We start from the raw sequence: 20,917 nt of genomic DNA on the forward strand, positions 1-20,917 counted from the left end.
GTGTGCTTTCGAATGCGTCATCGGATTCTCCTGTTCAATTGTCAAAGGCCGCGTCCAGATCCTGAAGCGGTTGGGTGAAGTCCTCGGGCTTTGCAGCATCCGTCAGCCGGTTCAGCAGGCGGGCATGGGCAGTGCGGTAACGTGCGAAGGGGCGCGCGGCGGAGGCGTCCCAGGCGGCAAGATATGCCGCATGTTGCGCCTCCAGTTCCGCCACAGCAGCGGTATAGGCGGCGGGATCCGCCGCATCGCGCGCGGCGAATACCCGATCGTTGGCGACACGCAGGTCGGATGCGAGAGCAACCGGAGAGCCCGGTCGGTCCAGATACCAGTCAAGCGCGAGGCCGGAAATCTCACGCACCGCACTGTCGGCACCGCGAACCGCATGGCTCAGGGCGGCAATGCGGTATTGGTCCAGACCCAGGCCCAGCACACCGGTGACCCGGGGCGCTGCTGCCGCGAGGTTCGCTGCCGCGCGCGAGTCCGGGTCGAGCATCGTCGCCAGCTTGCCGAATTGGGCAAGGATTCCATCGGATGCCGTGCGCGCCTGCGCCATCGTCGCGGCATTGGCAAGACGCATCAGGGCGGCCTGATAATCGCGCAGTACCCTATAGGCCTCGACCACCTGAGTTGCGTTGACCGGCCCCTCCAGCAAGGTATCGAGCGGGCGCAGATCGCAGTCGTGAACACCCGACAGATCGCCGCTCTCGACCAGGAAACATCCGGCGCCAAGGCTGTAGACAGCTTCGTTCGTGGCGATCCTTGCGGCCATCGCGCTACGACGCTCCTGCTGTGCCAGGGGCTTCAGTCCCGGCAGGGCGTGCTGTTCGATGGCGTCGAGTGCCTGTTGAGTTGCTGCCAGCTCCGGCCCCGGATCGGAAACCGTGCAGGCGGCGAGGGATATGGCGAGGGCGAATGTCACGCCGGCATGTGCCGCGCGGGTCATCGTGCCACCTCCCCGATGGTGCCGCCACCGCTTGTCGCGGCGAACGGGTCTGCGGATGGCAGATCGAATTGCCTTCGCGGAAGGTTCATTGTTTCCCCCCCGGCGGGCGCAATCTCCATCCAGCCTTGCCCCATTGAAGGTGTCGAGCCGATCTGTCCGGCGGCCGCTGTGTGGCCATGCTCATTGTCTAGGACGTATGGGATGGTGCCTCTGCCCACGCGATATCCGCGGTCATAGCCGTCCGAATAGGCCTGCGATGACGGCTCTGCCACCGCGACGGAATAGGAGGTTGATATGCCCCCCCCGGTCAGGATGTTACCGCCGATCGGGAAGCCTCCGCTGGCCGGGAAGTCCCCGCCGGTCAAGAAGCCCTTGACGAAGCCCCGCTCCCAATCCTTGAGCAGATCATCTTCGTGGGCCTGTCCCGCGACCGGTAGCAAGGTTAGCAGGCTGAGGGTGAATACTGTGCGAATGTTCATTCCGATACTCCTGATCTTTGCAATGCGCGCCGAACGCCCTGACAGTCGGGATCATTCTGTGGCAGGCCCGAGCAGAAGCGTTCGAGCTCGGCTACCGGGGTCTGCGGGTCGTCGACACTGCAGGTTTCCGCCTCGATCTGCGTGCGCGGGCACTGGGCACGGGCCGACATCGGGTAGATTTCCGGCGCACCCACCTGCAGCGCCATCTGCTGGGTGAAGAACATCACCAGCACCCCGGCCAACGCGAAGACGAGACCCGGAGACGTCGTCATCAGCGACAGGCTCAGCCCGCGGCCGGGGGTGATGTCGCCAGGATTTCCTCCACCGGACAGGACGAAGGGCGTTATTGCCTTGCGCAGAATGAAAATTCCGCCGATCGCGGCCAGCACCAGCCCGACAGTGAACCCCAGCGTCGAGACGAAGGTGCGGAAGGTAAGGGCCACAGCCAGACGGCGTTCGCGGTAGTCCAGCGCGGTAGTGAAATAGTTATCGTCATTCGCCGCGGTGCCGGGGCTGGCGAAGTCGAGCAGCCCAAGGTTGCCGACATAGAAGTAGAAAGCCATGGCGGCGAGGATCAACAGCGTGGCGAGGCCAAGAATGGTCAGGCGGTCGGACGCATCGAAAACCGGGGACTCTTTGCGCTTGCCCTCGTCCTCCGGTTCGCTTGGTTCGGTGGTCATGCTCATTCTCCGTCAATGTGGGAAGTGGGTTGACGCAACTGGTCCGCGCGCAATCACGCTGCGGCGGTCTTCCTCGTCGATATGGATGTCGGAAAAATCGGGCTTGCGGTCGGTGCCCGCCGTGTTGTCATGCGCATGGAGTTCACATTCGCCCGGCTGCGCATTGGTATGAGGGGGTTTGATAAACGGCATTGTGATTCTCCACCTTTCGAGTGGAGAAACCAATAAATCCCTTGCGTGATCGCAGCGTGATTGCGGGGGCGCGCTGTGCTCAGTCCTGGCCGGTGCGCGACACGCAGAGGGGGCCGGTCGCGGGGACGCGGCGGCCCTGGTTGCCGACCTTGGCGCGGGCGGCACCACCACCTTGCATCTTGAGCGATGTTGAGGAGGCAAGCCCCAATGCGACGCTGACCGCATCGCGCGTTGCCATCGCGCAGGCTGCACTGGTTCCGCGCAACGCCGCGATGGACCCGTCACGCGCCCCCGAGGCCAGCACGCCGAACAGGCTGGGCGCATCCTCGGACGGGAAGGCCATCGCGATGCCCGAATCGCGGCCCTTCCATCCGGTGGAGCTGTAGGCCGCAGGGCGCCCGTCGCTGACCCGGTAACCTGCGACCGCGTGCATGGTTCGCTGCGCCGCCAAAGCGTTCAGGGTGCCGGTGCGGGTGACGATGCCCCTGGCCCGGGGATCGGAAGAGTTTCGCTTACCCGGCGGGCAGGGATACAGGTGACTGTCGATGACGCGCCCGGCCTCATCATAGGTTCGGTAGCCGGGATCGTCGAAATAGGAGCGCAGGCCCGTCTTGCTGTGGACGAACCTGCTTTGATCGGACTGGATGTAGGCCTCGACGCTGCATGGGGTCGAACTGGCGACGGTCACTTTCCACGCCCCGGCGCGGGCCTGCGGCACCTCGGCGCTCCAACTTTGTGTGGGGGCGAGGCAGAGCACCACATTCACATGCGAATGACCCGAGCGCGCCATCACGGTGCGCGCATAGATGCGGGCGCAGGCAAGGCTACGGTGTTCATCGACGGCGATGTCACGATATCTGGTTTCGCCGGGGAGCAACGGGGGCAGTGCGATTTTGTCCACGGCACCGCCCGGAGCGGTTATCCGGATCTCTAGCCTGTCGGATTGCAATGTGCCGCCGCTTTTTGCGCGGAACCATATCTCAATGAAATTCGAGGTGCTGTCCGAGGGTTGAACCTGCCAGTTCGGCAGATCCTGCGGCTTTGATTTCACGCTTCGGATATAGGCCGCGCCCCGCTGCAGGTTGTCGTTGCCCGCCGGGATGAACACGTCGAAGGTGTTTCTGGCAACGGATTTCAGTTTCTGTACGGCCTCCTCCAGCGGCAACGCGCCGTCCTTCGGTCCGGCCTGTATCCCGTATGACAGGTTGACGAAGACCGGATAGCCGTCCTGTTTCCCGTTTTTTGCCGCGATGCGATTGGCCAGCGCGACGATACGGTGCAGGGCATAGACGGCGTAGTAGTGCAGAAAGTTGCCAGCCGTGCCGTGCAGGATCTGCGGCGGCAGATTCACCGCGATGATGCGGGTTTTTTGTGAAAAGGGAGTGCCTGCCTCCGCCCCCGCTGCAAGATCGGCCATATGCGTGCCATGGGCGACCCTGTGGTCCAGATCGCGGTGCCCCTCGGGCCATTGCGGATCGACCAAGTTCAACGCGCGATTGAATGCATCCTCATCCAGGGATCCATCCGCGCGGGAATGCTGGGTGAGAGCATCTTCGATCCGGGGTTGATAGATTTCCTGACCAAAGGGCAGGAATTCCTGGCCGGCACCGCCATCACCGCCGAACCGTGCGCTTTGCTGCCACGCGGCCAGAATGCGCGTCTTGTGCGTGCCCTGCCGAAAGCGGTGGTGCCCCAGCGCGATGCCGGAATCGATTATGCCGATGATGGCGCCATCATCGGGCATGGTCAGATCGTCCACCCCGAAATCGGTGTCCACCGCTGCCTCGGCCCGGTGCCAAACCTTGTCCCACTGCGCGCGGGACACAAACGCGCTCCAGTTTTCATTGGCCATCAAAGACGGGATTGGAACCGCGACACCGGCATCCGTGCCGCGTGCCGCGCCTGACGAATCCGCCGCATCGATACCGAAAAGCTGTAAGCGCTTGCGCTGAGGCGCGGAAAGAAACATCTCAAGCGTGCGGTCCGACAGGGTAAGTTTCAGGTCGGTAAAGCGCGCTGCGGTATTCGCGCGGCGTTCCGTCGCGTTGAACCAATCGATATAGGGATGGGTATCGCCCTTGACGGTTTCCCATGCCTCGAACGGCACCTTACGCCCCCCCGTGCGCAGCGGGGGTCAGGTGATCCCATTCGCGCGCGACGCCCTTCCAGAATTGGCCTAGGATAGCGATTTCAGCCTGGTTCGTGTCTGCGTGCGCCTGGGCGCGCTTCGACCATCCGGTCAGCATCCCCGCCAGATTGTCGAACAGGAAATCCTCGCCCCCCGCGTGCGCCAGATCGAGCGGACCGGCCTGCGCGGAAGGCAGTGTGCCGCCCGCGACCAGTGCGATCAGCGCCTCACCCACGAAACAGCCCAGATACGCCCCGGCCATGGAATCGACCGGAAAGTGCAGCCCGGCAATCGTGCGGTTCGTGGCGATCCGGTGGGCCAGACGAAACGGCATCGTACGCGCCCCGATGCCGCCCTGCGCGGTGGCCAGTTGTGCAGGATCCGGACTGTCCGGGGCGCTGCGCTGCGCCGGGTCGAGATAGTTGAGAACCGTTGCGATGGCAAAGGCCTCGATGGCGTGACCCGACGGAAACGAGGAATGATCCGGCGTCTGGATGACCGGCTGAACCTGGGGCGCGTAATCGACGGGCCGGGGTTGATGGCAGAGGATCTTTACCTGCATCTCAACCTGAAGGGCGAGCTTCAGCGCGGCTTCGAGCAACATCAGGGAGTACCGCCTGCGTCCGCTGTCCAGGCGGGTAAGCGCGCCGAAATAGGACATGATGTCCGAGACCTGCGAGGTGATTTCCGAAATGCGGTCGCCGCGCAGATCCGCATAGGCCCGAACCCATTTCAGTTGTTCGACGAATATTTTGGGCGGCGGTCGCAAAATCGCGGCTGACCCGTAGCCACGGATCGAAACGGTTGCGCTGCCCGATCCGCCCTCAACCTGGACGAGCCCCGCCAATACCGCGTCGATCAGGGCTGATTGCGAGGCGGGCAGCAAGCTGTCCAGCCCTGCGTCTCGGGAAGTGTCGGGGAGATGCGTCGGGCTTCCGGGCCAGTGCTGTACGATGCCGTCCCGGGTGCTGGCCAATGCATGGCTGAGGAACGGGGACGCGGCCGATCCGGCGTGGGCCGTCGCCACGCCCTGTCCGTTTCCTTGGCCATTGCCTTGACCATTACCCTGGCCGTTGCCCTGACCGTTCCCGAGTGCTGGCATGGTACCTCCGGTGAATGATGGTGCAAGATGAGGGTCCGTACTTGCCAAGGAAAAGCGACAAATTGCGCGTTATCATCAAGATAGCTGCTAGATATAAGGAAACGTGTGTGCTTAAATTGCAAGTATAAATCAATCGCAGAGCTGAAATTTGTCATTCGCAGTCGATATATGCTCGGGGCATGAATGCGGCCCGCTCGTTCTGGATACAGCCGGGGCAATACGGCTGGGATGTGAATGTGGCGCAGACCTGACACCGCGTCAGGCCAAGGCGCAGGCGTTGCTGTTGCTGCTGCTGGTGGAAAACACGCGCGCGACCTGCACCCGTATCTGGTTGCAGGACAAGTTGTGGAGCACGGCGGATCGTGTGCAGGGTGCGCAAAGCCTGCGCCAGACCTTGCGACAGCTCAAGCTCGCACTCGGACCCCACGCCGATATGCTGCACGCGGACCGTGCGCGCATCGGCATCGACCGGGGCCGGATTCTCGTTCGCCATGACGGTTCCGCGGATCTGGCCGAGGGGCTGGATATCGGCGACCCTGAATTCGAGGACTGGTTGCAACATGCGCGATCCGCGGTCACCCGGACGGACGCCCGCCCACCGGCGGTTGCGGTGGGGCAGGCGCTGCCGCGGCCATTCAGCGCCAATTCGGAGCCCGCGCGCCTTACGCTTGGGGTTCGGTGTGGGCCCTCGGACATGTCGATGGACTGGGCGGCAGCGCTGGTGGCGGATATGGTATCGAACTCGGCGCGGGAGCAGTTCGAGGTGGAGCCTGGCGAACCCGCGCAGGGCAGACCGGGCCGCGAATGCGTCATACATGCGTTTCGACCCGCACCTGAACGCGTCGGCGTGCGGGCCGTCGTCACCGGTCGCGATGGCCAGCGGTTCTGGGCGGGGTTTCGCATCGTCACATTTCGCGAGATCGAGAGCGGCGGTACATCCCAGCTTTGGGACATGGTGGGTGAGGTCGTGGACGCCGTTCGATCCTCGCTCAACCCTGCGCACGCGACCGCCGCCGAATTGCAGACGCCGGATGCGCTGTGCGCGGCTGCGATAAAGGCGATGTTCACCATGCGCAGCGACAAGGCGGCGCTGGCCGACCGGTTGCTGACACAGGCGGCGGCGGATGCACCGCATCGCGGCATCTATCCCGCATGGCAGGCGCAGTTAAAGGTCATCGAGCTGATCGAGCAGTTCAACACGGATCGCGAAGGATTGCGCGAACAGGCCGAGGCGTTGACCACGCGCGCGATGGAGCTTGAGCCGGACAATGCCGCCGTGTTGGCGTCATGCGCGAACGCCTGGAATTTCGTGCAGGGCCGCCGGGTGGCCGCGCATGAGCTGGCACAACGTGCCATCGCGGTGAACCCGTCCAATCCGATGGCGTGGTGGGCGTCGAGCGTGACGCGGATGTATGGTGACAACCTCGGGACCGGTTATCTGGAGGCGCAGCGCGGACAGGCACTGGCGCGACGCTCGCCCCATGCGTTCTGGTGGGATTCGCAGATTGGCTTCATGGCTTTGCTGCACGGCGAATCCGACGAGGCGATCCGGCGGTTCGAGCGGACAGCTTTGCTGATGCCGGAGTTTCGACCGGCCTTGCGGTATCTTATCGGGCTGTACGCGAGCCGTCGGCAATTCGACGCCGCGCAGCGCGCCGTCGAACGGCTGAGATTGGTCGAACCGGGTTTCAGCGTCGAACAGATGGTCCGCGATCCCGGCTACCCGGTCTCCTTGTTGGCGCGCGCGCCCGACCTCGATCTGGAGCCGCTGGCGGAACTGTGCTGAAGGGCCGGGCGCGCCGAAAACCGGGCCTTTATCTGCTCACTCCGCTGGCAATGCGCCGGTCAGGACGGTCTCACGACCCGCGCGTCCCAGGGCCGTCTGCATGTGGTAATCCCCGACCGACAAGTCGTTGGCGAGGAAGGTCATACCCTTGCGCCCATACTCGAACCGTTCGGCCGGCGTGCCCAGTTTCAGGTTGTAGACCGGAACCATTCAACATGCGAAAAGGACAAGTCACAGCATGCTCTGCCGCTGGCGCGGGGTGGGCCAAACGGGGCAGTTCTATGGCGTACCCTGAAATGTGAGTGCGTCTAACTGCACGCATGGGGGTCCGCGTCTGAGGCCCGCGCCGGTGTCTGAAAATGGACGGAATTCTACATCACCGCCGCCCGCACAAGGCCCTTGGTGGCCGACCACCGGCAATAGTCTACTCATGGCAAATCGAAGCACCGCAACACGATCAGAGCTTAAAATGCGCCAGAGCCTGTCCAGGAAATGGGAAGCACCTTCAAACCCTGATTTAGGCAACAAATTCCCTAGGTTGGGATTGCCTTGCGCAGATTGAAGGATAGGTCTTCGATCTGCGTTCTTGGCAAGATGACGCCACGTCCCGCGATACGCCGCAGCGCTGCAATGTCTTTTGGCATGCCGACCGACGCGCCTCCGACGATTTCGTCCCCACGCAGCGCAATCACCGAAAACCTGCCACTGGTCGGGTCGCCGCGCAGCACGGTGCTGTCCCCGATCGCGTCGCCGGTCACCTGGAAATTAATGTCGTATTGATCGGACCAAAACCACGGCGTAGGCGGAGTGGGCTGGGGCGCGCCCGTTAAAGTCGCAACCGCCGCGGCGGCCTGATCGTTGGCGTTGGCCCATGTCTCGATCCGCATCCAGCGGTCGTGACAGACGCTGAATTGCTCGGCGGCATCTCCAATCGCCAAAACACCGTTCCGCTCCGTCATTGCCGAGCTTTCCACCCTGAGCCCCGGCCGGTCCTCCGGCAGGCCGAACATCGCCGCGATGCCAGGCTGCGGTTCAACCCCAATGCCAACGACGACCAGATCTGCCGTCTCGCTGGACCCGTCGCTCAGGTGGATCTCATGACCGCTGCTGGAAATGGGTCGCGCGTTATAGCGAAAGCGAACGCCCTTCTCGCCATGAAGCGTCGCCAGATGGGCCGCCATTTGTGACGGGACAGCCCGTTGCAGAAGACCCGTACCGGCCTCCAGAACGGTCACATCGCAAGTTCCTATAGCGGCGGCCGCCACCTCTAGCCCGATGATGCCTCCGCCGACGATCACGATCTTTCCTCCCTGCGGAAGGCGTTGCCGGATCGCTTCCGCATCCTCGATGGTGCGCATCACATGCACCGGAACGGCCAGTCCGGAGAGTTCTGCGCAGTGGCGTGCGGCGGTGCCCGTGGCGAGCACCAGATGACCATAAGTCAGCTCGCGACCGTCATCGATCGCCAGCTGGCGGCTGTCGGGTTCCGCATCTACCAACGAATGACCCAGCAACAGCTCGATCTCCCTGGTGTGCCACTCTTGTGCCTCCGCGATGAACTGCGGCGGACGGGCTGAATCCGCGAGCATTTCCTTGGACAATTGCGGTCGCTCATAGGGCAGGTGGGGTTCGGCGCCCACAAGGGTAATCGTGCCGGCAAAGCCCGCATCCCGCAAATCCAGTGCAACCCGCGCGCCCGCCTGGCCACTGCCGACGATAACGACATCACGTTTCATGATAAAAAGAAGTTCCGCACAAGCGTGTTGAAACGGTCCTTCTGTTCAATCTGGGTCCAGTGCCCGCACTCGCCGAAAACATGCAGCTCGGAGTGCTTGATCAGGTGGTGGTAGCGGATGCTTGATTGGAGCGGGATAACAAGATCTTCTCGCCCATGAACAAGCAGAGTGCGGTTGGTCAGGGCGGCGATCTTGTCTTCGGGCGTGCACAGAGCGGCGACGTGGCGCTGACGCGGGGCAGGGAACATTGCCGAATAGCTTTCGTGATAGCCTGGACGCACACTCGCCTCGTAGCGGGACTGAACCAGATCGTCCCCGATGATGCTTTTGTCGTAGGCGAAGCACTCCCTCATCATCTCGCCCATGTAACCCGGGCTCGGCTCATATCCCCAGACCTTGTCGAGGCTTTCGGTGAGGTCGAACACCAATCCCGCCGCACCCATCAGGGCCATACGGTCCACGCGTTCGGGATAGCGCGACGCGATGGCGATCGTCAGCGCGCCACCGAAGGAATTGCCCAAAAAGCTGGCCTTCTCAATATCGAGCGCGTCCATGAAGCCAATCGTATGCGCGACCCAGTTGTCCAGCGTGTAAACGTCGCCTTCAAGCCGCTCGGTATAGCCGAATCCCATCGCGTCCGGTGCGAGAACGCGGAAATCTGCCGACAGGGCCGGGATGGTCAGCCGCCAATTGGCATAGCCGGTCACGCCGGGGCCGGAGCCGTGCAGGAGCAGAATCGGAGCACCGCTGCCCTCTTCGAGGTAATTGGTGTCGCGCCCCGCCGCTTTGATCGTCTTGCCGATTTCCGGATTGCTCATGATACTGTCCCTTTTTCTGCCTGGCCGCTTTTGATGAGATCGAGTGCAACGTCTACGATCATGTCTTCTTGTCCTCCCACCATGCGGCGGCGACCCAGCTCGTTCATGATCATGCGAGCATCTATGCCAAACTGTGCGGCAGCTCTCTCGGCATGCAGCAGAAAGCTGGAATAAACTCCGCTATAGCCCAGTGACAGGGTTTCGCGATCCACGCGCACGGGCCGCTCTTGCAGAGGGCGGACCAGATCATCGGCGGCATCCATCAGTTCATTCAATTTGCACCCGGTCTGGTAACCTTCACGCTCCAACACAGCCACCAGCGCTTCGAGCGGCGCATTTCCCGCCCCGGCACCAAGGCCGGTCAGCGAGCCGTCAACGCGATAGGCGCCCGCTTCGATGGCCGCGACCGAAATAGCCACGCCAAGCGTGAGATTATGGTGGGCGTGTATGCCCACCTGGGTTTCCGGTTGCAGCGCCTGGCGAAGCGCTTTGACGCGCTCCCGCGCCGTATTGACCGTCAGCGCGCCTGCGGAATCAGTCACATAGACGCAATGGGCACCGTAGCTCTCCATTAGTCTGGCCTGCTCGGCGAGCGATTCCGGCGCATTCATATGCGCCATCATCAAAAACCCGGCGACGTCCATTCCCATTTCGCGCGCAGTCCCGATGTGCTGTTTGGCTACATCGGCCTCGGTGCAATGAGTTGCGACACGCACTGAGCGGACCCCGGCCCCATACGCCTCCTTGAGGTCAGCGATAGTTCCGATGCCCGGCACCAGAAGTGTGGTAAGTCGCGCGTGCCTGACAACATCGGCGGCTGCGGAAATCCAGTCCAGGTCGCTTTCGCGGCCAAAACCGTAGTTGAAGCTCGTGCCGTGCAGCCCGTCCCCATGGCTGACCTCGATGGCATCGACACCGGCGGCATCCAAAGCGGCCGCGATTGCGTGCACTTGATCCAGCGTGAATTGATGTCGCACTGCATGCATTCCGTCGCGCAGGGTAACATCCTGAATATAGAGTGACTTTGTCATTGCGCGGGTTCCTTTTGCAGATCGGCAATTCGTTCGCCGGTCGCCAATGCGGCCGAAGTCATGATGTCGAGATTGCCTGCAAAGGTCGGCAGGTAATGCCCCGCTCCCTCGACCTCGAGGAAGACGGTAACCTTGGTCGCCGGCTCCCCTCGCGGGCCAGGCATTCCGGCCAGGGAATTCGCGCCGACCCGCTCGAACTGAATTTCCTGCTTGAGCAGGTAGCCGGGCACGTATTCCTGTACCGCGGCGACCATTTCGTGAACCGAGTCGCGAATTGCATCAGTGTCGTCGGTCCGGACGAGGCAGTACACCGTGTCGCGCATAATCAACGGGGGTTCTGCCGGGTTGAGGACAATAATCGCCTTGCCCTGCTCGGCCGCCCCAACATCGCAGATCGCCTGCGATGTCGTTTCGGTGAATTCGTCGATATTGGCGCGCGTGCCGGGGCCTGCCGATCTGGATGAAATCGACGCCACGATTTCGGCATAGCTGACAGGCGCGACACGCGATACCGCCGCAACGATGGGAATAGTGGCCTGCCCGCCGCAGGTCACCATGTTGACATTGGGCGCATCCAGATGTGCGTTCATATTGACCGGCGGAACGACATATGGGCCGATTGCCGCCGGAGTCAGATCAATGACCCGCTTTCCATCGGCGATCAGCACTTCGCTGTGATGCGCATGTGCCTTGGCGGAGGTTGCGTCGAAGACAATGACGATTTCATCGTAGTCCGGCATTTCGCGCAATCCGTCTATGCCGTTCGACGTCGTGGGAACGCCAAGTTTCTCGGCACGCTTCAGCCCGTCGGAATCGGGATCAATTCCGACGAACGCGCTGAGTTGAAGCAGGCCCTTTCGCCGCATCAGTTTGATCATCAGATCGGTGCCGATATTCCCGCTGCCGATGATGGCGACCTTGATGGCTGACATTTCCCTACTCCTCAAATGAAACGCTGACATGGCCAAGGCCGCTGATTTTTGCTCGGACGTCTGCGCCTGGCCCGGCGGGCGCCATCGGACCCAAAGCACCGGACATGATGATGTAACCCGCCCGTAACGGCATGTTTTCTGCCCGCATCTTCTCCGCCAGCCAGGCAACCGCTGCGACAGGACTGCCAAGGCAATCACGTCCCGCGCCGGTCGAAACCTGCTGACCGTCGATCGACATTTCCATTTCGCACGCGGTGAAATCGAACCCGAGTGGAGAGATCGCCGGTGTGCCGAGCACGAACAGGCCCGAAGACGCATTGTCGGCGATGGTATCGGTAAGAGCGATCTTCCAATCGGCGATGCGGCTATCGACGATTTCAATCGAAGGCGCGATGAACGCCGTCGCACGAAGAACATCGGCGGCGCTTGGGTTTTGCATGTCGAGATCAGCGCCTAATACAAAGGCAATCTCGGCCTCGACCTTGGGCTGGAGCAACCGGTCCCTAGGGATTGATCCGCCGTCAGAGACGACCATGTCGGAGAGCAACGTGCCGTAATCAGGCTGATCGACGCCCAATTGCTGCTGTACGGATTTGGCCGTCAAACCGATCTTGCGTCCTGTCAGCCGTGCGCCGTTTTTCAGCCGACGTTCGATATTGATCTGCTGCACAGTGTAAGCGGCGTCAAGGTCGCCGCGATCGAGATAATCATGCAGGGGCGCGCAGGGCCGCGCATTCCGCTCCGCTTGCCACAACACGTCCGCAGCTGCGGCAATTTTCTTGTCTCTGCTCATATTTTCGCGCCTCGCATTGCATCAAATCGCGCCTGACGTTCCTGTAGATCGCCGACGATTGTATGGGGTGTTTCGAAAAGGATTTTGTCGGCGGCACTCTGGGAAACGGCACGCGCCACAAAGCCGGCCGGGTCGTCCTCCATGATCCGGAACGGATAATCGGATCCCGCCACTATTCGTTCTGCACCAACGGTTTCCACAAGCAGCCGCAGCGCGGCCTCGCCGTAGACGATGCTGTCGTAGTAGAACCTGCGAGCCAGTTCGCTCGGTGGGACGGACATTGTCTGCGCGAGGGGCGGACCCAGGTGCCACGCGTGATCCAACCTTGGCAAAATCACCGGCAAGGCGCCGCCCCCATGTGAGAGCACTATGCGCAGGGCCGGTTTTTTCTCGAGCACACCAGATGTCATCAGCGCCACAGCCGCCAATGCTGTCTCGAGCGGAAAAACCGCCGCTCCCGCCAGGCCTGGCAACTTGGCAACCCGTTCAGTCCCCGCCGGATGCAAAGCGTGCACCATCACGGTCAAGTTCAGCCGCTCGGCCTCGGCAAAGAAGGGCTCAAGGCTGGGGTCGCTGAGGGGCATCCCGTCGATGTGTGTGCCGATCTCCACACCGGAAAGGCCCGCATCCCGAATGTCGGTCATCATTCTGGCCGCGCGTTCCGGCTCCTGCAAGGGGACCATACCGAAACCGGAAAATCGGGTGGGATAAGCGGTGACCAGATCGGCGATAAAGCGGTTGACCGCCCTGCAAATCGCTTCTCCATCGGAGCCATTGAACCAATAAGATAACAGCTCAGGCATTGGCGACAGAACCTGATGCGCGATGCCATGATCCTGCATGTCAGCGATGCGAGATTGCGGATCCCAGGAGCGTCGATCAACGCGCCGGAACAGTTTTTCCGAGATGATGACCTGTGCTGTATCGTCGGATTGCAGGACGATTGACGGCCATCGTGAATCGCGCCCCTCTGCGGATGGCAGAACATCCGGCACGATATGCGTGTGAAAGTCGACCGCGCCCGGTGGCGTTGCAATTGCCATTTGCGTTCCTCACGCTTTTGGCGTCGATGACGCCGCCGCCCGCCCGTCGTCCTGTCTGTAAGGGGCTTCAAGGCTCTCAATCATCAATGAGGTCATATAGGGGGGGCTACTTTTGCTCAAGCTGACCCCCAGCTGGAAATCTCACCAGTTGAGATTAGGAGCGGCCCCGGCCCGTTTTTAAAGAGCGCTGCTGATCATTTGGGCGCGCTTCTTCAGCGTGTCGGCAAAGCCTTCGACGTCGCCCGGAGTGGATACGCCAGCGTCCGTCGAGACGGACAGTGCGGCAATTGCCGACCCATCGGCCTGAAGAACGGGGACAGCGATGCAGCGAAGTCCCTGCTCGAACTCCTCGTCATCAACCGCGAAGCCATTTTCACGAATGCGCTTCATTTCCTGGCGGAAAGCTTCGGGATCGGTGATGGTCGAGGGCGTAAGGGGTGTGAAATCGCCCAGCGACATATAGGCCTCCAGATCGTCCGGAGGCGCGTAGGCGAGCAGTACCTTGCCCAGCCCGGTACAATAAGCCTCCAGATGCGTCCCGGTACGGCTGGCAATCGACCGAAAGCCCGGAATGGCGGCTTTGGCGATGTAAAGAACCATATTGTCGTCGAGAATTGCAGCCTGAACCGTTCTGCCCAGATCCTGGGCCAGAAGGCGGCAATGCAAGGTGAAGACCGACCTTGTCGCTGTATCGTTGATCTCGATGTGATCTTGGCTGACGATTGGCTCCCAGCCCGAAATGTATTGTCCGTCATGCAGACGTTTAACCGCGCCTGCATCGAGCAGGGACAACAGATAACGATGAACGGTGGGGTACGCCAGGCCGGTGACATTGGCGACCTCCCGCACTGATAGGGCGCGGTCGGCCGACATCAGGGCTTTCAGAATAGTAAAAGCATTCTCGACAGCCTGGATATGCGGAGTGGACATATTTTGAGATTACCCGGCTTTGTTGCCCAAATCGGGGCACGGCTTTGTTGCCCAAATCAGGGTTCAAAGGTGCTCCGCCCTTCCCCTGACAGACATATCCTACGGCCTCTGTGATGGGTCTGCCAAGGACAGTGTCCCGGTTGGGGCCGGCGATGCGGACCGTGCTGCGGATCAAGCACCGGTCGTCACCTCGCAGTCAGATGCCGTTTTGCGAGTGGTGCTGATTGGCGCAGGCGGTTCTGGGTCCGAGAAGATTTCCCGAGCACGTAGCGGCAATGCCACCCATGACATCATCTGGCGGTCGCCAGACCCGAATCATGCGTCCGGCCTCAGAATATTACTAATCATCAATGGTTTAGCGTATTCTCACTATGTGAGATATGCGCGGAGCGGCGCTTCTTTACAAGCAAATTTTCGGTAAATAATGTGGTCCCACCAATTTGACCGATGTGCCGATAGGGTGCTGCAGGAAGTAGGGAGGTCTCAATTCATGGGTGGCAACCTAGGGTTCGAAACGATTCAGGACGATCGTGAAAATGGACGTTTCCGTGTTCATCGTGGGGTGTTCACAAAGAACGATGTTCTTGAAAGAGAACGCGCGCTGATTTTCGATCGGTGCTGGCTGTACATGGCGCATGTTTCTGAAGTTCAGAAGCCGGGCGACTTCGTCAGCCGCCGTGTCGGCGGGCGCCCGCTGATTTTCATCCGCGACAGAAACGGCAAGCTGCACGTCTATTTCAACAGCTGCTCGCATCGCGGTGCGATGGTGTGCCGCGAGCCCTCCGGGCGCAAACGGAAGAATTTCCAGTGTCCTTATCACGGCTGGGTTTTTTCAGACGAAGGCAAGCTGATCGACACGCCGGGGCCGGGCGCTTATCCCGATACCTTCAACAACGACGGGTCGCTCGATCTTCAGCCGGTTCCGAAATTCGCTGAATACCGGGGCTTCGTTTTTGTGAATTTCGACGCCGGTGCCGTCAGTCTGGAAGAGTATCTGGCCGGGGCTTGCGAAATTCTTGACCTGGTTGCCTCGCAAGGCCCTCAGGGTATGGAGATCCAGCCCGGGATGCAGGAATACAGCGTCCGCGCAAACTGGAAACTCCTTCAGGAAAACAGCGCCGACGCCTATCATGCCGGCATCACCCATTCGACCTATTTCGATTATCTCGGATCGCGTGATGAATCGCTGGAGGGCTTCGACAACACCCTTTCGTTTGGCGGGGTGCGCGATCTGGGCAACGGTCACGCGGTTTCCGAATCTCAGGGCGTCATGCCTTGGGGGCGGCCCTATGCCCGCTGGGTGCCAGGCTTTGGCAAAGAGGCCAAGGCCGAAATCGACGCTATCGCGCGCGAGGTCATCGAACGCGAAGGTGTCGAGAAGGGGGAGAAAATCGTTCGGGGCGATCGCAATACGCTGATCTTTCCGAACCTCGTGATCAACGACATCATGGCGGTCACGGTACGGACATTTTACCCCTACAAACCCGACTATATGGAAGTGAACGCCTGGTCCCTTGCGCCGATCGGCGAGAGTCCCACCTCGCGTGAGCGACGATCCCGGAATTTCGTCGAGTTTCTTGGACCTGCAGGATTCTCCACACCGGATGACGTCGAAATGCTGGCGCTCTGCCAGCAAGGTTATGCCGCTGCCGACTTCGCGCCCTGGAACGATATCTCTCGCGGGGTCACCAAGGACGTGGTCGAAAAATCCGATGAGCTGCAGATGCGGATTTTCTGGCGTCACTGGGACAAGATGTTGAAATCGGAGCTTGAAGAACGTGTCTGATAAAAATTTGCCATCACGCCAGGAAATCGAGGATTTCCTCATCCACGAAGCCGAGCTGATCGACGATTGGCAGTTGAACGAGTGGGCCGAATTGTTTGACGAGCACGGTGAATACCAGGTGCCGCCGACCGATAAACCGAAGAGCGAACCTGAAAAGTCGCTCTATCTGATCTACGATGACCGGCATCGGCTGTCGGAGCGTGCGAAAAGGCAGCTGAAAAAAACAGACCATTCGGAATTTCCCCGGTCAATCGTCACGCACATCATTTCCAATGTGCGGGTCAAACCGGGGGATGACGACTATTTCATCGTTATCTGCAATGCGGTCGTGCATCGGTCTCGATTGCAACAACACGACATCTATCCGGTTCGCTGCGACTACCGGATCGTGCGTGGTGACACCGGATTCAGGATCCGCAGAAAACGCGTCATTCTCGGCACCGAAACCCTGCGCAATCAGGGCAAACTGAGCATCATCATCTAGGGGCGGGAACATGTTTAGATATTCGAAATTGGGCTATGTTGCGCTGAACGTTTCGGATCCGAAACGGTCGGCGGATTTCTACGAAACCCATGTCGGATTGCAGTCCGAGGGTGAAGGAGAAGGGGGCATACAGTTCCTGCGCTGCAGCACGGACCATCATAACGTCGTCCTCTACCCGTCGGACCAGCCTGGTGTGAAGCGGATCGGCTGGGAGATGGAGAACGAGGACGAACTCGACAAAGCCGTTCAGTCGCTGCGCGAATCCGGCCTGGACCTGCGGGAAGTGCCGCGTGATGAATGCCAGGCTCTGCATCAGGGGCGATCGGTGCGGTTTACCGAACCCTATTCCGGTGCCACCTTCGAACTTTACAGCGTGATCAACCAGTTGCGCGGCTCTCCTTTCGTTCCGACCGTCGCCAATATCCAGCGGATCGGACATATCGTGGTGAAAGTGCCTGAGCACGAGGCCGCCATCGACTATTACGTCAAGACGCTCAACTTTCGTGCGTCCGACATCATCAATGACAAGGTGGCGTTTCTGCGCTGCTGGCCCAACAAGTTCCATCATACGATGGGACTGGGCAGCGGCCCGCGCGGCATGCATCACATCAATTTCATGGTTAGCGAAATCGACGATGTCGGCCGAGCGATTCACCGTCTGAAAAAAGCCCAGGTTCCGATCGTTTACGGGCCCGGTCGACACCCACCATCGGGCAGCATCTTCCTGTATTTCCTCGATCCGGACGGTATGACTGTCGAATACAGCTTCGGCATGGAAGAATTTCCCGAGGATCAGGCGAGAAAGGCGCAGTATCTTGAGGCGCGCGCGGATTCGTTCGACTATTGGGGCGCGGTCGCTGACCCCCGAAAATCGTCCTTCGGTGCGGTCGAAATCAACGGTCCGCTCATCGAAGAGATCGAGGCGGCGAAATGAGCCGCCCTGTCCTGGCCGGGCAGGTTGCGCTGGTCACGGGGGCAGGCTGGGGCGATGGAGGCATCGGCCGGACCATCGCGCACGGCCTGGCGGAACTGGGCGCCAAGGTGCTGGTCAGCGACGTCGCACCGACCGCCCAACAGACCGCCGATTGGATCGCGGCGGATGTGGCGGGAGCCGAAACAGCGGCCCATTGCGGCGATCTGTCTGACGAGGATGTGGTCGCTTCCCTGGTGGGGCAGGCTCTGGACAAGTGGGGTAGGCTCGACATCCTGGTGAACAATGCAGGTGGCGGTATCATCCGGCCTTTCCTGGACCACACGCCCGACACCCTGCGCGAAACGATTGACCGCAATTTGTGGACCGCCGTCTGGTGTACCTACTACGCCCTGCCGCATATGGTGTCTGCGCGCTATGGCCGGATCGTCAATATCGGTGCGGATTCAGTCCGCAACGGATTGTGGGACCACGCCGGGTACAATGCCGCCAAGGGCGGGGTTCATGGCATGACCACCGGCCTGGCCCGCGAATTTGCCGATTCAGACATCACAGTCAACACCGTTGCGCCCTGCGCGGTGAACACCGAACGGATGCGTGGCCGTCAGGCCTATGACGGGTCCATGGCCGAAAAGTTCACCAGCGTCATTCCGAAAGGACGACCCGCCGAGTTGAAGGAGATCGCGTCCATGGCCACGCATCTGTGCAAGCCTGAATCGGGCTTCGTCACGGGCCAGGTGATCAGCGTGAATGGTGGCAGCACCATGCTTTAGACGCGCCCGCCGCCAGCGGGAGCGTCTTGACGAAATTCAATGAAAGTAGAGGAGAATAGATGCTGAAAGCCTGCAGAGCCGACGAAGTGGAGATCGACGATACGTATCAAGCGGTCTTTGATGATCGACCTCCGATCGCGATCTATAATGTCGGCGGAACCTTCTACGCTACCGACGACACGTGCACGCATGGCGACGCTTCGCTGGCAGACGGACTGTTGGAGGGATGCGCGATCGAATGCCCGTTCCACGCCGGCACCTTCGACGTGCGCACCGGCAAGGCTCTGACGCGTCCCTGTGTCGAACCGGTCCGGGCCTATCCGGTGAAGGTGGAGGACGGGGTGATCTACGTATTGGTAGATGAATCTCTTCCGGTCGAATGAACAGCCTGATTTTAGCGAAAGAGGCGGGATGATGAATAACATTGATGGCGCACCCTCCCGCTCAGCGAGCGTGGACCGCAATAAGCTCGGGCAATTGCTTGGACAGATCATGTCCGAAAGCCGCGAAGGCGCGCGCCTGCCGTCCGAGCGGGAACTGGCAGCGCGGCTGAATTTGGGGCGCAACAAGCTTCGTGAACACTTGTCGGTGCTCGAGGCGCTACGGATCATCGAGATGCGCCCGCAATCTGGCATCTACACGCGCAATCTGAATTTGGAATCCAGTGTCGAGATGTTGGTTCTGATGTCCGAACTGGGCCGACCCCTTTCCCGCGCCGACCTGGAACAATCCATGGAAGTCCGGAGACTTCTCGAAACCCAGTCTATCCGGCTCGCCAGCCAGAGGCATCTTCCCGAAGACCTGGAGGCGCTGTCCGTCGTTATCGACCGGCAAGAGGCAAAGATCGGCTCGGGAATATCGTGTTTCGCCGAGGATCAGGAATTCCACCTGCAGATCGCACATTCGACCCGCAACGACGTCTTTGCGCGGATCATCAACACATTCTTCCTGATGACCATCGCCCGTCGAAAGATCTATTTTGACGATGAGGAACGCGCCCGGGAGTCGGTTCGTCAGCACCGCCAGATGCTGGCCGCGATCGAAAGCCGCGATGCCGAGATGTGCTCGGAGCTGATGCTGCGGCACATCAGCGAGGCCGAGGCCCATTATTACAATGATATCCCAAACGATGAGGTCAGATGAACCAAAGCTCTGCGACTGGATAAACACCAGATTAATCAAATCCAAAAAAAATACGGGAGGAAAAGACAATGAAATCAAATATGAATAGTGTGGCCATAGGTGCCGTGCTGATGCTGGCAGCCACCGGTTCCAGCGCCAGGGATCTGAGTTATGCGACGTATACGCCGCCTACCTCGTCCAACAACGTTTTGGGTATGGAACCCTTCATCGAAAGGGTAGAGGAACGCACCAACGGCGACCTCACCTTCACGATGTATACCGGCGGCCAGATCTTCGATGCACGCGGAACCTTGAGCGGCATCGGCGATGGATTGTCGGAAACGGGGTTCCTCGTTCCGCAGTATTTCCCGCAGGAAATGCCCATAATTACCATGCTTACCGATCTTCTGATGCTCAACGAACATCAGGTGCCAGCGGCCGGCGCTTTCATCGAAACGATGCTGGTGGATTGCGGTGCGCCCTGCATGGACGAGATGGAACGCAACGGGATCAACATTCTCGCATCCCATGCGGCGTCTCCCTACAACATCCTTTGCCGTAGAGAAATCGCGTCAATGGAGGATTTGGAGGGTCTGAAGTTCCGCTCGGCCGGCGACGCGATGAGCCGCGCGGTACAATCGTGGGGCGGGATACCAGTCAATTTCTCCTCGGGAGAGATCTATGAAGGATTGCAGCGTGGTCAGATCGACTGTGCCGTGGCGCCGAAGTCATGGCTGCTGCTCTACGGACTGGGCGACGTGGTGCAGTTCATCTATGACCTTCCCATCGGTGCCGGTGTCGGGATGGGGACCTTCACTATAAACCATGACACTTGGGAAGATCTGCCGCGCGACCAGAAAGAAATCATCCTTACCGAATTGCCGCTGCTCTTGGCCAATGTTGTTATCGATGGATATGGCGGCGAAGATGTCCAGGCCGTGGCAATGGCGCAGGACAAGGACATCACCCTAGCTGAGGCGCCTGCTGATCTGGTCGCCCTCATCGACGGCCTGCGCACCAGCGAACCCGCAGACGTCGCCGAGAAGGCGCGGACGCGCGGCGTCGAGAATCCCGAAGAACTGATCGATGCCTATATTCAGAATCTCGCGGAATGGGACGAGATGACCAAGGACATGCGTGAAGATACCGACGCGTACGCCAAGCTCCTTTGGGAACGTGTCTATAGCCAGTTGGTCGAGGATCTCTAGAGCCCAAACAGTATATCGGC

Annotated in this window: 22 protein-coding genes; 8 read left to right on the forward strand and 14 right to left on the reverse strand. The window is 60.6% G+C overall.

Translation table 11 applies throughout. The annotated features are described in order from the left end of the window. Positions 1-34: 34 nt before the first annotated feature. From G8E03_RS15095 to G8E03_RS15120, 6 genes are all read right to left on the reverse strand, one after another. On the reverse strand, positions 35-943 hold the full coding sequence (locus G8E03_RS15095; RefSeq protein ID WP_166194456.1) for a hypothetical protein: 909 nt from the start codon (positions 941-943) through the stop codon (positions 35-37). Continuing rightward, entirely contained in the window at positions 940-1,422 is a 483-nt protein-coding gene (locus tag G8E03_RS15100; protein ID WP_166194459.1) for a hypothetical protein, read from the reverse strand. The genes G8E03_RS15095 and G8E03_RS15100 overlap by 4 nt, the downstream gene beginning before the upstream one ends. Then, the gene (locus tag G8E03_RS15105) at positions 1,419-2,102 is read right to left on the reverse strand and encodes a hypothetical protein (protein WP_166194462.1); all 684 of its coding nucleotides are present in this window, start codon (positions 2,100-2,102) and stop codon (positions 1,419-1,421) included. The genes G8E03_RS15100 and G8E03_RS15105 overlap by 4 nt, the downstream gene beginning before the upstream one ends. A 12-nt stretch (positions 2,103-2,114) precedes the next feature. Then, positions 2,115-2,294: a hypothetical protein gene (locus G8E03_RS15110; RefSeq protein ID WP_166194465.1), complete on the reverse strand. Its 180-nt coding sequence runs from the start codon at positions 2,292-2,294 to the stop codon at positions 2,115-2,117. A gap of 79 nt (positions 2,295-2,373) precedes the next feature. After that, positions 2,374-4,401, reverse strand: coding sequence for a S8 family serine peptidase (locus G8E03_RS15115; protein WP_166194468.1), 2,028 nt, complete (start codon positions 4,399-4,401; stop codon positions 2,374-2,376). Between the two features lies 1 nt (position 4,402). Beyond that, entirely contained in the window at positions 4,403-5,524 is a 1,122-nt protein-coding gene (locus G8E03_RS15120) for a phosphatase PAP2 family protein (RefSeq protein WP_166194471.1), read from the reverse strand. Between the two features lie 148 nt (positions 5,525-5,672). Between G8E03_RS15120 and G8E03_RS15125 the strand changes: the two genes are divergently transcribed. Beyond that, on the forward strand, positions 5,673-7,310 hold the full coding sequence (locus G8E03_RS15125) for a tetratricopeptide repeat protein (protein ID WP_166194474.1): 1,638 nt from the start codon (positions 5,673-5,675) through the stop codon (positions 7,308-7,310). Positions 7,311-7,346: 36 nt separating this feature from the next. Here G8E03_RS15125 and G8E03_RS15130 read toward each other — a convergent pair whose 3' ends face one another. From G8E03_RS15130 to G8E03_RS15165, 8 genes are all read right to left on the reverse strand, one after another. Then, positions 7,347-7,520 carry a hypothetical protein gene (locus tag G8E03_RS15130; protein ID WP_166194476.1) on the reverse strand — a complete coding sequence of 58 codons (174 nt, stop codon included), beginning with the start codon at positions 7,518-7,520 and terminating at the stop codon, positions 7,347-7,349. Positions 7,521-7,843: 323 nt separating this feature from the next. Then, complete coding sequence (locus G8E03_RS15135; RefSeq protein WP_166194479.1) at positions 7,844-9,046, reverse strand: NAD(P)/FAD-dependent oxidoreductase; 1,203 nt, start codon at positions 9,044-9,046, stop codon at positions 7,844-7,846. Then, a complete protein-coding gene (locus G8E03_RS15140) occupies positions 9,043-9,867 on the reverse strand; it encodes an alpha/beta fold hydrolase (RefSeq protein ID WP_166194632.1) in 825 nt (274 codons plus the stop codon). The genes G8E03_RS15135 and G8E03_RS15140 overlap by 4 nt, the downstream gene beginning before the upstream one ends. Further along, positions 9,861-10,895 carry a 4-hydroxy-2-oxovalerate aldolase gene (gene dmpG, locus G8E03_RS15145; RefSeq protein WP_166194482.1) on the reverse strand — a complete coding sequence of 345 codons (1,035 nt, stop codon included), beginning with the start codon at positions 10,893-10,895 and terminating at the stop codon, positions 9,861-9,863. Before dmpG ends, G8E03_RS15140 begins: the two co-directional genes overlap by 7 nt. After that, positions 10,892-11,827: an acetaldehyde dehydrogenase (acetylating) gene (locus tag G8E03_RS15150; RefSeq protein ID WP_166194485.1), complete on the reverse strand. Its 936-nt coding sequence runs from the start codon at positions 11,825-11,827 to the stop codon at positions 10,892-10,894. The genes dmpG and G8E03_RS15150 overlap by 4 nt, the downstream gene beginning before the upstream one ends. 4 nt (positions 11,828-11,831) lie before the next feature. After that, entirely contained in the window at positions 11,832-12,620 is a 789-nt protein-coding gene (locus tag G8E03_RS15155) for a 2-keto-4-pentenoate hydratase (protein ID WP_166194488.1), read from the reverse strand. Beyond that, positions 12,617-13,663 carry an amidohydrolase family protein gene (locus G8E03_RS15160; protein ID WP_166194491.1) on the reverse strand — a complete coding sequence of 349 codons (1,047 nt, stop codon included), beginning with the start codon at positions 13,661-13,663 and terminating at the stop codon, positions 12,617-12,619. Before G8E03_RS15160 ends, G8E03_RS15155 begins: the two co-directional genes overlap by 4 nt. Positions 13,664-13,840: 177 nt before the next feature. Next, complete coding sequence (locus G8E03_RS15165; RefSeq protein ID WP_166194494.1) at positions 13,841-14,593, reverse strand: IclR family transcriptional regulator; 753 nt, start codon at positions 14,591-14,593, stop codon at positions 13,841-13,843. Positions 14,594-15,083: 490 nt separating this feature from the next. Here G8E03_RS15165 and G8E03_RS15170 point away from each other — a divergent pair, with 490 nt between their 5' ends. From G8E03_RS15170 to G8E03_RS15200, 7 genes are all read left to right on the forward strand, one after another. Beyond that, complete coding sequence (locus tag G8E03_RS15170; protein ID WP_166194497.1) at positions 15,084-16,379, forward strand: aromatic ring-hydroxylating oxygenase subunit alpha; 1,296 nt, start codon at positions 15,084-15,086, stop codon at positions 16,377-16,379. Then, the gene (locus tag G8E03_RS15175; protein ID WP_166194500.1) at positions 16,372-16,863 is read left to right on the forward strand and encodes an aromatic-ring-hydroxylating dioxygenase subunit beta; all 492 of its coding nucleotides are present in this window, start codon (positions 16,372-16,374) and stop codon (positions 16,861-16,863) included. Before G8E03_RS15170 ends, G8E03_RS15175 begins: the two co-directional genes overlap by 8 nt. A 10-nt stretch (positions 16,864-16,873) precedes the next feature. Further along, positions 16,874-17,797, forward strand: a complete 924-nt coding sequence (locus G8E03_RS15180; RefSeq protein WP_166194503.1) for a VOC family protein — start codon at positions 16,874-16,876, stop codon at positions 17,795-17,797. Next, on the forward strand, positions 17,794-18,567 hold the full coding sequence (locus G8E03_RS15185) for an SDR family NAD(P)-dependent oxidoreductase (protein WP_166194506.1): 774 nt from the start codon (positions 17,794-17,796) through the stop codon (positions 18,565-18,567). The genes G8E03_RS15180 and G8E03_RS15185 overlap by 4 nt, the downstream gene beginning before the upstream one ends. A 59-nt stretch (positions 18,568-18,626) precedes the next feature. Next, complete coding sequence (locus tag G8E03_RS15190; RefSeq protein ID WP_166194509.1) at positions 18,627-18,950, forward strand: bifunctional 3-phenylpropionate/cinnamic acid dioxygenase ferredoxin subunit; 324 nt, start codon at positions 18,627-18,629, stop codon at positions 18,948-18,950. Beyond that, on the forward strand, positions 18,928-19,710 hold the full coding sequence (locus tag G8E03_RS15195) for a FadR/GntR family transcriptional regulator (RefSeq protein WP_166194512.1): 783 nt from the start codon (positions 18,928-18,930) through the stop codon (positions 19,708-19,710). Before G8E03_RS15190 ends, G8E03_RS15195 begins: the two co-directional genes overlap by 23 nt. Positions 19,711-19,778: 68 nt before the next feature. Further along, complete coding sequence (locus tag G8E03_RS15200; protein WP_166194515.1) at positions 19,779-20,897, forward strand: C4-dicarboxylate TRAP transporter substrate-binding protein; 1,119 nt, start codon at positions 19,779-19,781, stop codon at positions 20,895-20,897. The last annotated feature ends 20 nt before the right edge of the window (positions 20,898-20,917 follow it).

It is taken from the genome of Pontivivens nitratireducens, assembly GCF_011290545.1.
In the GTDB taxonomy this organism is placed as follows: domain Bacteria; phylum Pseudomonadota; class Alphaproteobacteria; order Rhodobacterales; family Rhodobacteraceae; genus Pontivivens; species Pontivivens nitratireducens.